Annotated in this window: 9 protein-coding genes; 2 read left to right on the forward strand and 7 right to left on the reverse strand. The window is 57.7% G+C overall.

Features of this window, described 5'->3' with window-relative positions; all coding sequences use genetic code 11:
* Positions 1-30: 30 nt before the first annotated feature.
* From ACFCXQ_RS13720 to ACFCXQ_RS13745, 6 genes are read right to left on the reverse strand one after another with little or no spacing between them, the layout of a single operon-like run.
* Positions 31-4,215, reverse strand: a complete 4,185-nt coding sequence (locus tag ACFCXQ_RS13720) for a hypothetical protein (protein WP_379551520.1) — start codon at positions 4,213-4,215, stop codon at positions 31-33.
* Positions 4,212-5,078 (reverse strand): hypothetical protein, encoded by an 867-nt coding sequence (locus tag ACFCXQ_RS13725; RefSeq protein ID WP_379551522.1) that lies wholly within the window; start codon positions 5,076-5,078, stop codon positions 4,212-4,214. Before ACFCXQ_RS13725 ends, ACFCXQ_RS13720 begins: the two co-directional genes overlap by 4 nt.
* Entirely contained in the window at positions 5,075-5,857 is a 783-nt protein-coding gene (locus ACFCXQ_RS13730) for a hypothetical protein (RefSeq protein WP_379551524.1), read from the reverse strand. The genes ACFCXQ_RS13725 and ACFCXQ_RS13730 overlap by 4 nt, the downstream gene beginning before the upstream one ends.
* Positions 5,854-8,415, reverse strand: a complete 2,562-nt coding sequence (locus ACFCXQ_RS13735; RefSeq protein WP_379551525.1) for a poly-gamma-glutamate biosynthesis protein PgsC/CapC — start codon at positions 8,413-8,415, stop codon at positions 5,854-5,856. The genes ACFCXQ_RS13730 and ACFCXQ_RS13735 overlap by 4 nt, the downstream gene beginning before the upstream one ends.
* 4 nt (positions 8,416-8,419) lie before the next feature.
* Complete coding sequence (locus tag ACFCXQ_RS13740; RefSeq protein WP_379551527.1) at positions 8,420-8,815, reverse strand: response regulator; 396 nt, start codon at positions 8,813-8,815, stop codon at positions 8,420-8,422.
* Positions 8,815-11,457 carry a hypothetical protein gene (locus ACFCXQ_RS13745; protein ID WP_379551529.1) on the reverse strand — a complete coding sequence of 881 codons (2,643 nt, stop codon included), beginning with the start codon at positions 11,455-11,457 and terminating at the stop codon, positions 8,815-8,817. Before ACFCXQ_RS13745 ends, ACFCXQ_RS13740 begins: the two co-directional genes overlap by 1 nt.
* Before the next feature lie 357 nt (positions 11,458-11,814).
* On the opposite strand from ACFCXQ_RS13745, the gene ACFCXQ_RS13750 reads away from it, so the two are divergent.
* Positions 11,815-12,564 (forward strand): response regulator, encoded by a 750-nt coding sequence (locus ACFCXQ_RS13750; RefSeq protein WP_379551531.1) that lies wholly within the window; start codon positions 11,815-11,817, stop codon positions 12,562-12,564.
* 2 nt (positions 12,565-12,566) lie between these two features.
* Positions 12,567-13,505, forward strand: a complete 939-nt coding sequence (locus tag ACFCXQ_RS13755) for a hypothetical protein (RefSeq protein ID WP_379551533.1) — start codon at positions 12,567-12,569, stop codon at positions 13,503-13,505.
* A gap of 51 nt (positions 13,506-13,556) precedes the next feature.
* On the opposite strand, the gene ACFCXQ_RS13760 is transcribed toward ACFCXQ_RS13755, so the two are convergent.
* On the reverse strand, positions 13,557-15,581 hold the full coding sequence (locus tag ACFCXQ_RS13760) for a CapA family protein (protein WP_379551535.1): 2,025 nt from the start codon (positions 15,579-15,581) through the stop codon (positions 13,557-13,559).
* Positions 15,582-15,601 lie beyond the last annotated feature (20 nt).

The following is a 15,601-nucleotide window of genomic DNA, read 5'->3' on the forward strand; positions in this document are numbered from 1 at the left end:
CAGGGTTGTCGGAACTGTTTAGCGAGAAACCTAGGCGGCTTTGCGCAATGACCGCAGCTTACCGCTGCGTTCCTTGACGGATTTCGCGAGCCATCCGCCCTTCTGTCGAGCTGTGATAGCCTTGAGCTCAGTGGCAGCGCGCTGAAGCGAGATCTGTTCTGCAATAAGCGCTTTGTAGATGCGGTCGGATGCGCGTCTGCGGCGCACAGCATCGCTCGCATCAATAAAGCCCTCGGTCATGGTGAGGACGCGGTCAAGCATTGCGCCAGCCCGGTCAGCGCCCTCGCCGGAGCTGGATACGCCCTCGCCCTCAGCGCTCTCGAACTTGCTTAATTGCTGCCCTAGCCGCGTTTCGATCGCGTCAAGCTGAGCATCCGAAATGCCCTCTAACCTGTCCAAACGTGGGCGCAGCTCCGCGACGGCGGCGCGCACTTCTTCATCGGCAAGAATGCCGAACTCTTGGAAGCTGGCGAGCATGCGGAAGCCGCGCTCAATCTCAGCGGGATCGTCGGCACGCAATTGCTGACATGCCTTGTGAACGGTTTCCCATGCCTGCCAGCGATAGACCCAATCAAGGCCGGTACCCTTGATATTCTGCATACCCATGATCCGGTTGATAAGACCGGGCGGCGTCTGATCCGCCACCAACCTCACAATCATTTCACCCTTGATGTAAAAATCATGCACGGGCGCAAGCTTAGCCTTAAAAGCACGCTCCATTAGAGTTCGCATACGGGTGTCGAGGCTAACATTATCGCCGCCTGCTTTAATTGCCTGCTGAAGGTCTGAATATTCTCGCGTGAGCCCAGCCAAGTGCTCATAATGCGCGGCGATGGTAGCAGCGCCCTCAATACTGGCACTTTCCAATGCCTCGCTTAGCCGGCCGCTTTGAGCAGCCGTGATGGCATTTTTTGCAGCCAGTTTGTCAGCTTGCGGCTTAAGCATCGCGGCGAGCAGCCCATCAAGGCTTTCTTGGTTCAGCGGGATGCGTTGGTGCCGTGCAAGCCGCTCCAGCCGAGCCTCGGCCGTCTCCTCATCATCGAACAGCGTCAGCGCGGCTGCGTAGGCGCTCCATTCCTCATCGATAAAGCCCAGCAGGCCATCAATGTTGGAGCCGATCAGGAAGTGCCTGTCCGCCGCCACATCATGCACCAGCATGCGCGCAAAAACCCGGCTGCGCGGAACCCGGTCCGCGCGGTTGTTGACGACGGTGCTGACAAATACCTCGGGGTCCTTTGCATGGTCATGCTTGTCGAAGCCCATGCGCGTCCAATTGCCCATCGCGCCGAAGCGTTCATTGGCAGACATGCCCATCACGAATTCCAGAGTGCGGTCATTTACCTGCGAGCGCGGATAGGTTTTCAGAACGCCAAGGTCAGCTACCACGCGGTCCGCCATTTCGCGCACGCAATAGTCAGGCTCTAGGCCCAGCTCATCTCCCATCGCCGTGACGAGCGCGATGTTGTAAGGGTGCTCTTCATAGGGGAAACGCTCGAGCAATTCCTGATGGATCAGCCCTGCTTCTTTCCACCCGATGCTACGCATGGCAGTCGCGCCTTTGGCTGCGCCCTCTTCAAGGATCGGCAGCATTTCCTCTTCGGTTGTCAGCAACCGCCGATTATGCGGAATGAACTCGCACATAACCTCTGGGATATTGCGTCCGGCCGGCCCCTGAATATCCTCGTGGTCAGGATAGGTATTGGTGATCGTACCGATATCATCGCGCATCCAATCTTGTTGAAGTACGCGAACATAGGCGGGATTGAGCCCCATGCATTCCCACAGGAACACTCGTGTTTTCAGACCAACTGAGGTTTTGAGCAGATTGAATTGCTCCCAAATGGTCGCCTTGTCATACGGGCGAAACAGGAACATTTCAGTGAGGCCACCAAACGGCGTGCCAATCAGGAACATCGCTTCGCAGCCTGTCGTTTTCGAGACGATAGATGGACCAACGGCATTGATCAGCCCGGCTTTCAAACGCTCCGTGCCAGATTTACCACGCGTGCCCCAGCCGCCGAGCGACAAGCTGATTGCATTGCGCAACCGCCGCGCTTTCCACCCCATAAATATGTGGCGCCCGAAGAACCATACGCTGGCAATCGCAAGGAAGATTGCGAGTTCAACCAGATTATTTTCATAAACGGTCGACGCATAGGCCAGCGCCTTGTCCCATACGAAAGGAAGCGCAGCGGCGGCCCCGCCCGCGCTGAAAAATTTGACGATTTCGGGATTGGGTTCGCGCGCCGCGTCATATTGGCGCAGCGAGACCTCAATGCCCAGCTCACGTAGGTTCGCTAGATATTCTGCAGGCTCGCGATTGCGCAGGCCAGCAAGGTCGGCGAAATTGCGGCTGACATGCCAGAATGCGCGTGTCCGCGCCCAGATGCCGTCCGGCGCGTCAATCTGGGTAATACCTGCGCTCGTGAAAACCTCGGTCGTGCCGCCTTTATCAACCGCAGACAGGATTTGATCGAGCAGCGGCAGGTAGTTGCGCCAGCCCCCCTCTGAACTTTCCATCAGCGGTTCGCCCGGCACTTTGGTAGGCGCGAGTTCGGCCATGCGCGCGCTCGGCGCTATCATATCGCCGAAATAGTGTCGTCCCGTCGTATGGAGGAATGCCTGACGCTTGTCCGTTGCGGAATTGCGACCTTCAAACAGGATCCGCCAGCCGCGCCGTTTAAGCCATTCACCGCGCTGTATCTTTGGAGTTCCACGAGACTTCAGCGAAAGGCCGAAATTGTTCTGCGCGAGTACCGCCATGACTCTGCCAACCTTCTCGCGCTCGCTCGCAAGCCAGGGTTTGAGCGGTTTGGCGCGGCGGATATCCGCCTCGAATTGACCTTCAGTAAGCGTGTGTAAAACACCCGCAATCTCGCGTGCATCGCTGTCTACGGCAAGCCAGATGCGTTCCGCGGCCTCATCGGCCCAGCGGCGCAGCTTCGGTAAGATGTCGCGCGCGCAGAATACCGCCAAGGCCTTGCGCAAATGCGCAATGACTTCGACCGTGTCGCGGTCATCATCACGCACACAGCACGCGGCCAAATGCGCCCCAGCATCCAGTGCCATCCGCAGCACAAATTCATCATCGTCTTGCTTCAAGATGCGGGCAACGTAAATGCCATACATATACGGCTCGATGCGCTGAAGCATGCGCGGTACATCGGCAAAAATCGCCGCACGCACTTGCGGGTCGCGGTCGGTGCGCAACCGCTTGAGAATGCCCAATGCCTGATCTGCGGGCAGCAGATGAAGGCTGTCTGCAAACACTTGGCGCACGGCTCCGCTCGGGTCATTCGCGAGAGTATGTAGCAAAGGACGCAGCGGCTTTACGCGCACATAATTGGCGCAAACGATCCGTACCATATGACGCCGGACAAACAGCTCGTTGTCGCGCACTGCCGGCGCCTCATGGACGAGGCCAGCATCAAAACGGCGTTCAATCACCGTGGGTACAGAGTTGGGTGAAAGTGCCAGCAGCGCGTCGAGCGCGGCACATTGCACCCAGACGTCTTCCTTCATATCGAAACAAACGCGGCGCGTGGCGCTCAGAATGGAGTCGAACCAAATGCCGTGCGGCCAGCGCTCAACATGGCGCGCCATCTCGGCAAGACATGTATGCGCTGCACGGCGCACCCGCGCATCCCCGCGCCAACCACGCATATCGGCGAGAAGGCCCTCCAGCAGATCAACCAGAAAGGCGCTTTCAAGGATACTGGGGTCTTCGACCAGCGCATCCCCTGCAACATAGCCAAGGCGCTCAATCCCATAAGCAAGTGCACGTTCTTTTTCGCCTATGCGCTTTTGCAAACGCTCCAGGATCGCATCGGCATCAAGGAAGGCATCAAACGCTTTGCCATCACGGTTCAACTGCTTGCGCGAGGCACCGAGGTCGCGTGCAAAGTCCAAAATCGCGGCGCGCTGCTCAGCCTCATCAACCGCATTGCCAAGCCGCATTTGGAAGGTTTGCTCAGACTTGCCAAACTCGGCAATCGCGGCCGCCTGATCTGTGCAATAGCGCACGAGCACTTCGGCATGAGCCCGCGCGGATGCAGCGGACTTTTGCGTGCCCGCGAGTTCTAGAACTTCATCGCATAGGTCCGCGAACACTGGTATCATGAGCGGCGCAAACCCTGCCTCAAGCCGCCCTTTGAGGGGCTTTTGCTTGTGTGCAACTGCCGCTTTGGCAGATTTGATTTCACTGTGGACGCTCATTTTGCAGCCTCCACCAGGCACGCGGCAAGTTTGCCGCGCAGCGCGCCATCTTCAATCAGCTCAGCCCGCAAGCCCGCTGATATCTCCATATGCACAAAACCATCAAAGCCGGCCTCGCGCAGCAATTGGCCTTGCGCATTTTTGAGCGCGCCCAATTCGCGCGTGCCGACTGGATAGACAAGCACTCGCTCAGGATTGAAAGCGATGCTCAAGCAATCGGCCAAATCGAGCAATTTTTCGCTCGGACGTTCCGTGCCATTGCTGAGGATCATGCCCGCTTCTTGCGCGGCGAGGCTCTTGCGCCGATCGCCGTCAAAACCATGGAGCTGCACGATCAAACTGTCCCGCGCAAACTCGGCAAAGCCCGTCGTGAATGCGCTAAAGACGTGGTTTTTTTCCTTGGCGAGATCAAGGGCGGCATCGCACTGTTTTGTCGGGCGACGCGGAGCAGAATTCCAGGCCGCAGCTTTCGCTCCAGTTTCGAGAAAGAGCGTGGCGGCAAGCGAGCCCGTGTGCCGGTCGGAGCCGCGATGCGGCGCAGTAATGGCGAGGCCAGCACCTGCGTCTTCGCGTAACCAATAGATACCTTGCCCAGCGCAGCTGCCAGCCTTCTCAGCGATGACCTTTGTACCGGGCGCATTGGTTAGTCGGTCGGCTTGGAAGCCCAGATCTTCGAGCACCGACATATCGGAAGGGTGCTCAGCGAGTATGCCCGCAAAGGCGCTCTGCACACGGGCGAATTGCGCATGATCCGCGCGCGCAAGCGAGCGCGTCTCACCAAAGGGCGGAAAGAGCATCGCAGCGGAGCCAGCAACAATGGCAGCGGCTGCACTTCCCGCAAGGATTGGCTTAGCCGTGCTCATGGCGCGCCTGCGCTTTCGTCACCTTCAAGGCCAGTGCGCGATGCCTCGTAGAGCACCAGCGATTCGTAGTCACGGCCATCAAGCCCGTTCGCCCCGACAGAGCGCCATTGATTGCGTCCTAGAAAAAGGATTTCCTCGCGGCTCAGCATATCGGCGGGAAATGCATTGGGCTCGGTCAAAAGCACCCGCGAGGGTTCACTCAGCCTGCGAAAGGCCGCGATGGACTGCGAACCAATAAACGGCAGCTGTTCAAAAACACGTAAGTCAACGCCGATGATACCGGGGGCTGTCTCAATCGTGGAGATTTCCATCTGCGTTGCTGGCGACGGGCTTTCGATCAGCAAGTGATCTTGTTCCCCAACCAATTCAGGACGTGTGCGGAAAAACCGCCATCTTTGCCCGGAAGTAAAAACCTCGTCGGGTGAATCTGCCTGAAGAAAAATGTCGTAAGAGGCCAACTCTTCACCGCTAGCCCCGAGCATACGCACGCGCAGCCCATAAACAAAGCCCTCTTTAAGCGCGCGAACCTCCGGCTTTACCGAGGGGTGGACCAAAACCTTGGTGAGCAATGTCGGCTGAGAAAACGTAAACGAAATGGTGTCTTCGCCAGGCACACGATAAGCGATGGAGCGCTTTGAAATACGAGCATCGCGGGCAGAAAATGCTTGAACATCAGTGATATAGGTGGCCAATGGCGCTGCATATTCGCGGCCCACCAGGGCAGAAGATGCCAGCAGCACGGCAAACACCAAGCTCTTTGCAAGCATCGAAAGGGTCATTGTGCAGCCCCTTTCTTTTCGGACATGAGTAGCCAGCCAAATGCATAGCGGCGCTCACTTGTCCCATCGAAATAGCGCACACTCATACCCGGGCGCGCTTCCATTCCCGCCTGCTCGCGGGCATTTGTGACGGTTTCGGGCCGCAATCCGGCCACGCGCAAAGACGAGATGAGCTGCTCGAACCCTTCAGGTTCTGGACCGATGCGATCCTTGGCGACCAGCACATCGACGCCCTTACGGTAGTCGATGGCCTCTCTCGGGCGAACCCTAAGTTGAAAGGCCAGTGGGTTTTCGACACCCTCTTGGCTGCGCACCCACTCCTGCCACGTGACATCAAAAACGGTCTTCGGGTCGCGCAAGAAGCTGTCACTGCGCGTCGCCACAAACAGCGCATCTGCATCCCAATTTTTGTGGAGTGACACTGCGATCCGCGATGGGAGCGTGCTGCGTCCATTCTGAAAACTTAGCACTGCCTTTTGTGGCTCTGCGCCGTCGGCGAGGAAGATATTGCCCCCACCGACAGCCCGCGCACCAAACCTCCAATGCGGCCGATCACCCAGCAGACAGCGACTTATGTCCATATCGCCAAGCTGCGCGGTCGCGCGGGCCAACACCGGCGCGTTTCCGGCCCGCGCACCGGCCACAAGCGGCGCTGCGATTTCGTATCTAGCAAAAGCCAGTTGCTCTAACTCGCCCCATTTGTCAGCTTCTGCAGTGCCTCGCGATATGCGGCAGGGCGATGCTGCGGGGGATACGGCCGCTGGCAGCTGCAATTGCGCAATATGACGGAGGGCTTGCGCGCTTAGATAGAGGCTCGCAGAATGTCCGCGCGCGCCTCGCCCCTCGCTGGCCAAGCGTACTTCCATATCGGGCACGATATCCCGCAATGACGCAACATTGGCTGGCCGGGCCGCACCATCGGAAAATGCGAAGTGCGAAGGTTCGCCTGCTTCTGCAGCGCTTACGATAATATGTGCGGTGTCGCTTGAATCTTCAAAGACACGGGCAACAGCGCGTTCATCGACCAAACCACCGACTGAAGGTGCCGCAACAACCAACCAGCGCGCATCTTGACTCCGCTGGAGCTCTACTGCGGCAATTCCCAGACCCGCCGCAAGCGTTGGATCAGGCAGGATAATCGCCAGCTCGCGCGATGCAGATGGGTCATAAAGCAGCATTTCGTGCCCTGCCCCATCATCGCGAACGATTGCCAAGCGCTCCCCTTCTACTTTTACAAGCCGCCACCCGCCTGCTCTCTGGTTGAAACTGGGCGCTGCTTGCGGAACGTCCTCTTCAAGTAGCTCAATAAGCTCCGCAAGATCCTGCGCGTCTTTGGCAGAAAGCCGTTGACCGGCATTTCGAACGGAGCGCACATGCGCATCGCCAATCGCTCGGACAAGAAGCTCATTGAGAAATGGGTTCTTGGATGCGCGCGCAGCGTTAGCGCTGGTGATATTATCACTGCCAAAGCCGCGGCTGCTTGCAGCCGATAATGTGAAGCCAACCACATTCCCCAGAACGGCCCCTGCAAGGCTTACTTGCAATGTCGAGCGAGCAAGGCGCGGAAAGATGTCTTTGTCATGAGCTTTGATCGCAACCAGCGTCGATAAGAGATACCCGAACCCGAAGAAGTCAGTCGTTTTGACATCGATCCCCTGCCACACGATGAACCAGCCAACGGCCATCTTCCAGGCGAAGCTGATGTTGAAAAACAGGAGCAGCTTGCGTCCACCCTCTAGCGTGACATTGGCCATAATCGGCAGCTTGAGAATAAGCCGCGCGATCAAATAGATGATCAAGGCCTCTACAAAAGACGTGAGGATCTTGCTCGGCTGATACCATTGCAGCGCGATCAACGCGGGAATCAGAATTCCTGAGAAATCCCAGCCATATTTGACGTTGTAATGGCTCGCGATGAGGGCGGTCAGCGTCAGAATAATATAGGCTTTGGGGCTCGCCAGTATTGAACTAGCTAGCCCTTCATAGAGATAATAAACCCCGCTAATGCGGAAGTTTGTAAACTCCATCAGGCCATAGCGCACAATCAAGAATGTAAGCGCGATCGTAACCGTGACCATGAACAGGCCCCGCGCTAGGCCCGGCTTCCAGAACAGGTTTGCCAGCAGCGAAATGATCACCAGACCGAAGCTCTGAAGATTATCCTCCCAGTCGATCCGTCGGTCGAAATTGTCCTCCATCCAGATCGCAAATTCGGGCAAAATCAGACCGTCAAAAAACAGACGCGAGGCGATACTCGCAAGGATCAGCGCCATAAAACGATCGCGGCCAAACAGGCTCGGAAAACGCCCACGGCTGAGCTTTTCGGAGAACAGCCAGACCAGCGCGTAGGCGGTCACCGCCTCAATAATGATCACTACCGCTGCAAACGGTTTCACGATCACCAGCGGCACCAGATATCCGGGCACCACCAGCCCGGACAAAACCCAGCCATAGCGCAAATTGAAGAAGCACATCACGAACACCCCGACCCACACGGTCGTGATGATCGAGCTGGCTAGCCCGCCCTCAGGAAAAATGGTGAGAGGGAAAAGCTCCATCCGCTTAGGCTGAAGCCCCCCCAACGGGAGCTGGTTGCTGCTTCAGGGCGCGGTCAACGCGGTCGAGCAATTCATCCGGTTCAACCGGTTTTCGCGCAACGTCGATCACACCGAGAGCGCGATACTCATCATTCATCACACCATCCGTGGCAGACGAAACGATCATTACCGGCGGGCGCGGCCCAGCACGCTCGCTGAGCAGACGCAGGAATTTGATCCCGTCGATTTTGGGCATGACCAAATCAAGCAAGATCAGATCGAATGCGCCGCTCCTAACGCGCGACAGGCCCGCATCGCCATCGGCTGCGGTCTCAACCTCATAGTCCGCCATTTCGAGCGTCAGCTGGAGCAATCCGGCAAGGATCGCATCATCATCAATTACCAAAATGCGCTGCATCATTACCCAATCCGTCTCAAATCAATATTGAAGCCAAATCCGTCAGCCTCGCGCCCCCAGTAAGAGACACTGGCGGACCATCCGACGGCATGGCTCATCCCCTCGCGAATGGTGCGAAACTCGCCTACGGCATCGTCGCCAGTGTTGGTCATCAGCCACATCAAACGGCCAAAGCCGATGCCAAAGCCGCCACTCACACGAATATGCGTGCGGCCATCCAGCTCCTCGAGTTCCAGCTTGATTGTTCCACCTTGCGGGGTGTCAGCAATGACCACACGCAGCATCGCCACGAGCATGCCTACCAATGCGGTGGGCTCGGCAATTGTGAAGCCGCTGACGCCTGGCAGGGATTGCTCAATGCTCACACCAAGCTCGCCAGTCAGATCGTCCACATTGCTAACCGCTTCAGCGACCACTTTAGAGGCATCAATCGGGTAGCATGTCTCAGTCAGATCACGGTTTTCTGCGCGAACAAGCTCGGCCACTTCATCGAGGCGCTGCGTTGCACGGCGCGCCGTCTCGCCTATGCGCGACACCACGGGTCCAAGCTTCTCCGGTGCGAGGCGCTCACTACCCGCAAGCTGAGCTCCCAGCAGGATCGCCTCAAAGTCATTGCGAAGCTGCAAATCGATAAATTGCGCGACCGCCTGACGAAGGTCAGCTGCACGATTGAAATCAGCGATATCAACGGCTTCCAAAACCAGAATACGGTCGCTCCCACGCGCATTGCGACTGGGCGCGGCCAAGCGCAAAATCCGCTCATGCGAGCCAATCTCGCGCATCGGCAAACGCATTTCGCCGCCATTGAGCATGAGGTCTTCGATCAGCGCATCGACCCGTGTGCGATCAAACTCGGTGAGGTTCATCAGAACATCAGGCAGCGATGCGTCAAACAGGCTCAGCCCTGCATCGCGGTATAGGTCGAGCATAATCCGGTTCGCATGGAGGGGCGAGCCGATCAGATGAAACAGGACAACCGCTGTATCGATCGTGTCGAAGCCGCGGCGGATCTGTTCAGATTCGTTCGAGACCAGCGCAATAGCGCTCGCAACCCGCTCATCAACGGGCAGATTGCGCTCATCCTGACGCGCGCGCGCATTGAGGTTGCTGCGCCAGCGGAAGAGCTCGCGGAAACTGCTGACGAGAGCGCGCACAAGATGCGCTGACTTGCCCGGTGTCGCGGTTTCCGGCCTTGTGTGAAGCCAAAATAGCTGCTGCCCCCCGCTTCCTACCGAACCAATCCGTGCCTCGCCTTCCCAACTCGGGACGAGCTCACCAGCGTCACGCACGGTGTTTGAGCGGCGAAGCTTATCAAGGAACTTGTTGAGGCGTTTTCGATCGAGCGTAACATCATCGAGCGAAGCGTTTTCTGCAGCCAGCGCCTCAAGCTTTCCATTCGCATGACGTTCCACCAGCAGGCTACGCTCGACCCCGGCATAGCGTGCAGCAGAGCCGAGGAACTGCGGCAATCTTGCGCCCTCGCGCAAAGCCGAACGGCGAAATGAAAGCTGGACAGCTCGTGACGCGCTTTGCTCAAGCCGCCGATCTTGCGAGGCTTCCCGGCCGAGCACCCGCTGAAATGTGACAAGCCACGGTGCGGCGAGAAGCGCCGTGACTGGTATAAGCGTGCCAGCAAATTGCAAAGCTGCCCAAAAGCCGCCCGCAACCGCGCCTGTTGCGGCCACAGGAATAATGAGCGCCAAACGCTTCGGATCCGTGCCGCGATAGATTATTGCAAGGATCGCACCGCAGATGAGCAGCAGGAGCCACACCTGCATAGTGCGCAGCGGGTAAACCGCCCTGTCTGAACGCAGGGTCTGGATGGCATGTGCCCGGAACAGCGCCTCGCTGGTTGCACGTTGGCTAGGCATGAGCGGCGTAGCAAGGCTCGCACGGAGAGCCTCTGGGCTCGCGATCAAAGCGACTGTCCCTCCGAGCTCATTGTCCTGCAATTCGCCCGCCAGCACCTGGCCAGCCTGAAGCACAGGAATGCTCTGGCGCTTCGATATGCGCACGTAAAAATCATCTTGAGCGGGCTCGCGCCCAGCCAAGGCCACATCAAAGGTAGGGATCACGCCCTCGCGGCCATTCAACTGCGCACTTTGCATGCGATTTATGCCGTAGGTGGACGGCGCAATAGTTCTCGCGGCAGACACCCAGCCCGGCGTCGATTGGCCGCCATTATCCAACTTCCACGTACCACTCGCCGGAGAAAACACTGCGCCTTGCGCGATGACTAGCGGGACGGGGCCGCCACCGGCGCGCCGTCCAGCGTCACCCAAATAGCCTATCCGTTCGACCCCCAGTGCGGCCAATTGGCTATCAAGCTGGGTCAGGCTCTGCGTCTGTTCAGCAGCAAAACCAGTCTCGCGCTCAATGATGACGACCTTGGGTTCAAGCCCAGGCTCATTGGCGGTTGCAAAGTCAAACGCACGCCCATCGACCATCGCGAACAGACCAAGCTGATGGCACACTGCAAGACCGGCAACGATCGCCAGTGGGCCGAGCCAATTGCGCAGAATCTCGCGCAACACCAGCCGGGACTTTCGCGACCCAGAACCGAAGCGCGGCGCCCGTGTCTGCCCGCGCGTGCCTCGCGCATGGCCCGCCTCTGGCATGGTCAATGTGTCAGAAAGTGCGTTCACGAGGTTCGAGGGTCCGCAGGCTCAAGCTTAGGCCAGATCACATTGCGCAAGGGCTTGGGCGCGCAAAGATGCACGCTCCCTCGCGAAAATGCGGTGATGATAACCAAAATTGCGCCCGTCCCTTCCTGTCTCATGGGAGAGCTGGAGAGCTTCGTCCCCGCACGCACCATTCGGCGCAAGAGGCCACGCACACATCGTGCCCCATTTCCCACTAAGCGCGCTACGTAATTATCCTTAATTTTGCGTTAGGAATGAGAGGGTCAGCGGCGTATCATTGAAAACTGCTTTTCCCGACTGCGCCAGTCTAGGGGAAAACCGTTAGCTGAGACTTAACCATATGCGCTCATAAGCCCATGCGTGTACGAAGCAGACAAAACTATCTGGGCGAAGAGAGACCAAAGTCAGGCCGCGCCTTTACGCGTGCTCTTGGCTGAGGACACGCCGATCAATGCAGAGATGATGCGAGCTATGGCGACGCATCTGGCGATTGATATGGACATCGCGGCGCATGGGCTGGAAGCCATCGATAAAATCGAAGAAGCTCAAGCCGCAGGCCGGCCTTACTCGCTCTTGCTGCTCGATGTGATGATGCCGATCCTTGATGGAATTGAGACTACCAAGCGCTTGCGTGCCAAGGGCTTTAGCGAGAGCGAATTACCAATCATCGCAGTGACTGCTGCTACGAGCCTTGATGAAACCCGCAGCTACAAAAATGCCGGAATGCAGGCATTTCTGGCAAAGCCAGTGAGTCTGGAGAACCTGCGCGACACATTGCTCGCTTGGGGACATCGCACACAAAAGCGTGAGCCTTCGCCGCAACCGGCAATGTTCGAGGCGCTCAAAGAGCAATTTCATGCTCGTAACCGTGACACGCTTGTGAAAGTCGAAGCGGCCCTGTCGCAAGAGGCAATTGACCCGGATTTAGCGTCGCAAATCAGGCATTTGCTGCATCAAATTGCAGGCACAGCGAAAACTTTTGGCGATCCAGCATTAAGCAAAGAGGCACGCGAGCACGAGCATGCGCTCATCTCAGCCTCGCTTGATCAAGATGCGATGCGCACGGCGCTCAAAGCAGCAGCGGCAAGCCTCATGGGGAAAGACAAGTGAGTATGATGAAAAGCGTAGGGCAAGCGCGCGTGCATCCTCTCAAGCTCGCCGCGTTGACGGCGCCTTTGAGCTGCATGTTTGCGCCCGCTGCATTGGCCCAGGAATTGAATGATATCGACTTTGATCTTGCTCTCGAAATTCGCGGCGTGGAATCTGATCTTGATTTCGACGAGGGCGAGGAAATCGACAGCTCCGGCATCGGTGCCCGGGTGCGTGTCGGGGCAAACTGGCAAGCGGGCTATGACACAAGTGTACGCGTCCGCGCCGATGCGTCGATCTTCGAATTTCGCGATGATGAACGCGACAGCCTCGATAGCGTGGGCGGCCGCGTCGAAGTAACGCATCAATACTCAGACGAGGTCCAAGTGCGCGGCTTTGTTCGCCGGGTAGAGAACGTTGCTCTTCTGGAGGCCAACAGCGCGGACCAAACAAGCGTTGGCGCGCGCCTTCAATGGCAAAAAGACAATGACCGGGTTCGTGTGACTGGGGAATATCGCAATCGCGAATATGACACGGCCACCGGCGGAAATGGCGAGGGTTACCGCGCCATTGCTCAGTACAACCGCCGCATCGCACCCTACCAATGGATTCGCTTCGAACTGCGTCACGAAGACAATGAGAGCGAAGACGAGCCGCGCCGCAGCTACAATCGGCAAATCGCGCACCTTCGTTATAGCCAGCCGATCGCCAAGCGTTTGCGCCTGCGCCCATCGCTGGAATATCGTCAATGGAAATACGATGCGCGCATCGCTCAGGGTGATCCAGAAGGCGATTTGCGCGAAGACAATTATATCGCGCCGGGCGTTGATATTGCTTGGGGCAGTGCCACACGTGGGCCCTACGCAACGGCTAGCGCAGAATATCGCTTCCGCCAATCGAATGATGAGCGCTTTGGCAGCGATGCAGTGCGCGTAGGGCTGCGGGTCGGCTATCGCTTCTGAGAATCAGTCTAGCGCGCCTTAAGCGTGCTGGCCCAAACTGCAAAACAGCGCTTACCGCTCGCGTTGATGCGTCCAACGCCAAGCATTGGCTGGATCACGCTGAACGGCTTCATTCGGCCATTCGATCAGCGCGAGATCATCAAGCTCAATGGTCCTCTCGCCAGCCGCCGTGCGGTCATCAAAACGGATCTTCATGATGATGCGGAAGGCACGGGCTGCGCCCTCACCTTCCTCTGGCCGAGTAAATTCGAAGTGCAGTTTCTGCCAACCATCTGCGCCGACCTGCTGCGTGCCCAACGAAACACCGCGCGTGGAAGGAGTTGGTTTCGCGCCTGCCTCTGGCTGCATTTTGGCCATCAGTTCCACCTGAGCGCCGCGCGGCAGTTTGATCCTGCCCTCCCACGTAAAATGGGTCGCGTAAATATCGCGGATGTAAGAGCGTGAATAGAGATAGGCGGACTTGCTTAAGCTGTCTGGTAGCAAGGCTATATAGCCCTCACCATCCTCACTCGTGCGAAAATCTATCGCGGCATTGCGCGTTGCCCAGAACCGTTCGGTTGCCTCTCCAAAGCGCGCGTTTTCAAAGTCGCCGCGCGGGATGATATTGCGGCCATGCGTGATGTTCTCGCCCAGACATGCGGGCGCAAATCTTCCGAGCTTAAACTGCGCAGGAGTGCGGCAATCAGGCGCCTCAAACCCTTCGCGTTCCCGCCAGACAACCGAGTGTCCGCCGCTGCGTGCCATAACCGTACCCATCTCAGCCGAAAGCCAATGCAAGCGCCTCAGAGATGCCTCGCGCATGCCGCCAATCGCTGGCACCGGCCGATAATCGAGAATGTTCAAAGGAATTGCTTCTGCACGCAGAAATTTTCCGCGCTCCAGCCATACTTTGAGTGCGTAGCTCACTTGTGTTTGCGGACGATCTTGATCGAACAGGAAATTGCCGAGCGAATGGGCGATTAAGCCGCCTCGGTAGATCTCCAGCCCATGCGTGACGTGGGGGTGATGCCCGATAACAACCGGCGCACTTTGTTCAATCGCGGCGCGAAAACGCGGCACAGATAATTCTGACGAGCGATCACCATATTCCGCATTGCCGTGAAAGTGCATGATGGGGGTGTAGCCCGCTCGTCGCTCTCGCGTGGTCACCCGTTCGACACGTTTGCGTGGTCCCCATGCCGCGCCTGCTTTTGTTTCGCTCGCTGTCTGATTGGGAGTCCAAGTGCCTCGCCAACCGACGAAGCTATAAATACCAAGCTTTTTGCCATTGACCTTGAGGCGCGAGGCACGCTCCGCTTCGTCAATATTCATTCCCGCGCCTGACCACGCAACACCTGCCGCATCGAGCGCATCAATCGTGGTATTCACCCCTTCATCACCGTAATCTGCGGTGTGATTATTGCCCAAGGCAACATGATCTATCCCTGCCCGCCTCAGCGCATTGGTCAGCTCTGGCGGCGAGTAAAACACGAATTTCTTGGGCGATGGCGTGCCAGGCTGCTCTTCAGAAACCACCGATTCGAGATTGATCGAGGCAAGGTCGCTGGTAGCGATATACGGCTTCATCGCAGTAAAAAGAGCATCAAGATCGCGGTCGAGCGTCGCACGGTCAAGAACCGCCGGTTTGCCGCTTGCAGCTTTGAAATATCGCCGCCCCGCCATGCTGTCGCCGCCGAAGAAAAGCTCAATCCGCCCCTTCTTTCGCGCAATCAGCTCAATCGGCGGGATGACTAGGCAATCGCATTGCTCATTGCGCAGTTCAGCATTGCCAAAGGTTTGCACGGTTTCGAAGATCTTCTCGCCGCCTATGTCCACGCGGTAATAGGGCGCAATCGGAACATTAGCCGCAAAATGGCCGTCAGCCGACATGGGCGCTGACAGTCCGTTTACCGAGACCGACACGCCATCCAACCGAATGCGGTCGCGGCGAACATCGAGCATGCCCGCAATATGCACTTCGCCGGGTCCAGCACGCTCACCGCCGACTAAAGAGTGGTCAGGATGGGCATTCCCAGGCGCAGCAAGCGCGAGCACGGCGATAGTAAAAATGATAGCAAGACGCAGCGCATTCGACATACGCGCTGGCATAACGCTCA

Origin of the sequence: Qipengyuania rhodophyticola (genome assembly GCF_042493225.1) — a bacterium.
Taxonomy (GTDB): Bacteria; Pseudomonadota; Alphaproteobacteria; order Sphingomonadales; family Sphingomonadaceae; genus Erythrobacter.